Annotated in this window: 5 protein-coding genes; all 5 read left to right on the forward strand. The window is 37.1% G+C overall.

The features are described 5' to 3' along the window. Window positions 1-721 precede the first annotated feature (721 nt). A complete protein-coding gene (locus tag QZ998_RS08420) occupies window positions 722-1,204 on the forward strand; it encodes a Csac_0668 family 2Fe-2S cluster-binding (seleno)protein (RefSeq protein ID WP_186893473.1) in 483 nt (160 codons plus the stop codon). 34 nt (window positions 1,205-1,238) lie between these two features. Continuing rightward, window positions 1,239-2,090, forward strand: coding sequence for a hypothetical protein (locus QZ998_RS08425; protein WP_296559665.1), 852 nt, complete (start codon window positions 1,239-1,241; stop codon window positions 2,088-2,090). A 33-nt stretch (window positions 2,091-2,123) separates the two neighbouring features. Continuing rightward, window positions 2,124-2,948: a DUF1538 domain-containing protein gene (locus tag QZ998_RS08430; protein ID WP_296559666.1), complete on the forward strand. Its 825-nt coding sequence runs from the start codon at window positions 2,124-2,126 to the stop codon at window positions 2,946-2,948. Then, on the forward strand, window positions 2,941-3,609 hold the full coding sequence (locus tag QZ998_RS08435; protein ID WP_296559668.1) for a P-II family nitrogen regulator: 669 nt from the start codon (window positions 2,941-2,943) through the stop codon (window positions 3,607-3,609). Before QZ998_RS08430 ends, QZ998_RS08435 begins: the two co-directional genes overlap by 8 nt. 425 nt (window positions 3,610-4,034) lie before the next feature. Then, window positions 4,035-4,241 (forward strand): hypothetical protein, encoded by a 207-nt coding sequence (locus QZ998_RS08440; protein ID WP_296559670.1) that lies wholly within the window; start codon window positions 4,035-4,037, stop codon window positions 4,239-4,241. Window positions 4,242-4,297 lie beyond the last annotated feature (56 nt).

A 4,297-nucleotide genomic window follows, 5' to 3' on the forward strand; every position in this document is an offset into this window, starting at 1 on the left:
AGATAGAGTGGCCTACTCACCTCCACGTGATTTGTAGTTCACAGTTATCCCTATGGCTATAGAATAATTAGAATGATGCTTAAAGGCAAGATGTTTCACGACGTTTTGTGCCTTGAGCGAAGCGAAAGGAATGGTTATAAAGATGAAATAGAAGAAAAAATGATATTCTTTTATTTGAAAATGGAAAAGATAATAAAATTATTATCCGAATCTTATGAAAAACTAATGGAATTTTCTAAAGAATGGATTAAAGTTAGGATCGATAATACATAAAACATTATAAATCAGTGCTTTACACTGGATCGGTAACATAGACATTTTGTTTGAGTACAAAAATAATGTCGATTTATTCCCAAGAACGACCGATGGCTTAAGACGTACTTACTATCCTCTCGGCCCACGTTGAGACGGTAGTATTGATGTCAAGGGTAGATAAGTAAGAGTGTAGAAAAGCCTTGAAATAAAAGCTTTCCGGGATTTCAGAGTAAAAATCTGATGTGTGAAAATCGTGAAAATATCTGTTTGTGGAAACAAGTCCAAAGGCATGATTTTGAACGTGACAGAGCGATTTAGATAACATGGGTTTGCGTGTGGTCGATTTAGATAACATGGACTTGCAGTGGTCGATTTAGATGTTTTTGAAAAATCCGAGGTTATGTGGCCAGAATGGTTACGCAAATCAATCGTGACTTAAAATAATGTGTAAACGGAGGATTCGGATATGAATTTAAATAATGAATGCTGTTGCGGATGCAATACTCAATTAGCAGATCTAACGAAAATAAACAATTGCCCTGCCTGCAATAATGAGGGGATTTCGGTTGGCAAGATAACTGTTGAGCATTTGGTCACTGACGAATACCGCGAGTCTGTAGCAGGAGATCGTTACAGGATTTGCATGAACGATAGCTGTGATGTGATCTATTACGATACGGACAAAGGCGTTAAATTTGTGAAAGATCAAGTTAGGGTCCCTATTTGGTTTAAAAAGGATGCAAACCCCAAGTACGTATGCTATTGCAGCAAAGTCACGGAAGAACAGGTAATTGAAGCAGTGGTTAAGAACGGAGCGAAAACGGTTAAAGAAGTGAATGCCATTACCGGGGCTATGAAAAATTCTAATTGTAAAGAAAACAATCCGCTGGGCGTTTGCTGCCATAAAATTATTCAGGAAGCCATTGATAAAGGGATGGCCATGAGATAAATTGAGCTTAACGAAAAGGAGGATGATCGCAAAAATGGAATATAAAAAGCTACTAAGCCGCAGTGATGACTGGTTGAAATATGCGATCAATCTTCACTTGCTCCATGAGCCAAAGGAAACTCTTGCTGAACTAAGAAATGCAACACTAGCGGATAGCCGTATCCAAAAGTTCCTTGCGGATGTTTCAGTCTTTCACGGTACTCTAGTAACAAATCATAAAAATCCCGATTTACCGATACACAAGCTGCTGTTTCTGCTGGACCTCGGCTTCGGAGCAGAAGTTCCCGAAATCAATGATGCCATTGATGAAATTCTTAAGCATAAGGATAATCACGGTATTTATCAGTCTATGACCAATGTACCAAAGCATTTTGGCGGAGCGGGTGTGGATGTATTCAGTTGGTGTCTGTGCGATGCTCCGCTACTTCTGCTTGCTCTTTTAAAGGCAGGTGTGGAATACCATGAATTCATCAAGCAAGGAGTTGACCATCTGGTATCTTTATATTGTGATAACGGATTCCCTTGCGCCGTGTCTCCTGAGCTTGGCAAATTCCGTGGTCCTGGGAGAAAGGACGATTGCTGTCCATACGCGACACTGATAATGGCCAATTTATTATCATATATACCGGAGTATAGGGATTCCCAGGTTGCAGTTTCCTCCGTCAAAGTGCTGCTAAGCCTTTGGGAAAACAGCCTTGGTCAGCATCCGTATATGTTCTACATGGGGACGGACTTTCGTAAATTGAAAGCGCCATCGTGCTGGTATGATATTGTCAGTGTAGCCGGAGTACTAAGCAAATATGAGTTTGTGCGGCATGACCTGCGTTATCTTGAAATGATTGCTCACATAAGAAACAAACAAGATAATGATGGTTTTTTCATATAAATTTGTGGCAGGCACCGAACTGTTTTGTCCGTATTGCTTTTAGATATATTTTCAAAAACAAACGAGTTTTCTGCTGGGCTTGACTCAGGGATTTCTGATTCAAATTCAATCATTAGACCATTTATAGATATAATCCCTGATTACTTAATAGAAAGTTTTATGGCAATCTTACCATTACTAGTAATATTATTGGTTTTGCAGAAAATATCTTTTAAACTAAAGAAAAAAGAACTTCGAAAACTACTTACGGGATTTGCATTTGCATTTACAGGTTTGCTTGTATTCCTTATAGGCGTAAATGCAGGTTTTATGGATGTTGGAACAAGCATTGGTAATAATTTGGCTTTATTGGATAATAAAGCTTATATCATAATCATTGGATTTGTTCTTGGAGTTGTAACCATTTTAGCAGAACCAGCTGTTTATGTTTTGACTCACCAGATTGAAGATGTAACAAGCGGTTACGTAAAGAGAAAAGCAGTTCTAATTCCGCTGGCAATTGGAGTTGGTTTTGCCGTTGCTTTATCGGTTATACGTGTATTAGTGCCTGCGATACAGTTATGGCATTACTTGCTACCAGGGTACATCATATGTCTGTCAATGATGTTTTTTATACCAAAGCTCTTTGTAGGAATTGCATTTGATGCTGGTGGGGTGGCTACTGGTCCTATGACTGCAACTTTTATTTTGGCATTTATACAAGGGGCAGCGCATGCTTTTGAAGGTGCAGATCTAATGGTTGATGGCTTTGGAATGATTGCGATGGTTGCCATGACACCAATTATCACCTTAGAAGTTTTGGGCTTGGTGTTTGCTATAAAATCAAAAACAAAAGGAGTTGAAAAGAGGGATGACTAATTATAACAGTATGCCGATTTTTGAATTAGTATATGTAGTTGTTAACTACGGAATGGGTAGTAGGATATTACACAAAGCAAAAGAATACGGTATTTCTGGTGGGACCATTTTCTTAGGAAAGGGAACTGTAAATAATTCTCTGTTAAATTTCTTATCTTTATACGATGAAAGAAAGGAAATAGTTTTATTGGGAACAGATAACCATACTGCAGACCATGCTTTAGTTGAACTAAATAAAGAATTTCAGTTTGAAAAACCAAATCATGGTATTGTCTTTACCACAAGTGCATGTGAAATTATAGGATCTAGGTGTTATAAGTCTGAAGAAAATGAAGAAGGAAGAGGTGTTAATAAGCTAATGTATCAAAATATTATTACCATTGTTAATAGAGGTAAAGCTGAGGAAGTAATTGAAGCAGCAAAAGCTGCTGGCTCAAAGAGCGGCACAATAATTAATGCAAGAGGCTCGGGGGTAAATGAAACGAGTAAACTATTTAATATGGATATAGAACCTGAAAAAGAAATAGTTATTATCCTATCAAAAGAGGATATTACTGAGGCCATTGTAACGTCAATACGAGAAAAACTCGAAATTGATAAGCCAGGAAATGGGATTATTTTTATTCAAAATATAAATAAAGCCTATGGTGTTTATGAGTAATAGATGTTTAAGTAGTGCAGAGATGATAATCGAATTGATATGCTCCTTTATATGAATGCTTTGATAAAGGAGCATTATCTAGGTTTTTAGAAAGAGTTAAAAGATTGGATAGTGATTTAAAATCTTACTCCGGTATTTATTAGCGGTTGATTTGTTCCCGCATACGACAGTCAATCTTGGATATGTTTCCAAGAGCGAGCCTTAATAAAAATGGGGTTTGAAACAATGAATTTGACAGCTATAAACTCATCTCAAAACATGTTGAGACGGTGGTATTGATGTCAAGAGTAGAAAAGTAAAAGTGTTAAAAGTCCAGTATTACTGGGCTTTTTCTTTTTTTGTGCTATAATTTTATCAAATGGGTAAATAGTGATTATTTGGATGAAAAGTCAATAAATATTTGCGAAAAGTAAAGGAGATAGAATATGAAAGCAATTGCCATAAACGGCAGTCCAAGAAAAGTGTGTTTGTCAATCAAAAAGTTTAGCGTTTGGTCTCGAAAAGTTGTGCACTTGCCAACACAATTTTGTTCATTAGCAGATGGTCGTCCAATCTCCTTTTTAACAGAGTACCATCTGCTAATGAACAAAATTGTGTTGGCAAGTGCACAACTTTTCGAGACCAAACGCTAAACTTTTTGATTGACAAACACACTTTTCTTGGACTGCCGTTTATGGCAATTGCTTTC

It is taken from the genome of uncultured Acetobacterium sp. (assembly GCF_927416815.1).
GTDB lineage: Bacteria > Bacillota > Clostridia > Eubacteriales > Eubacteriaceae > Acetobacterium.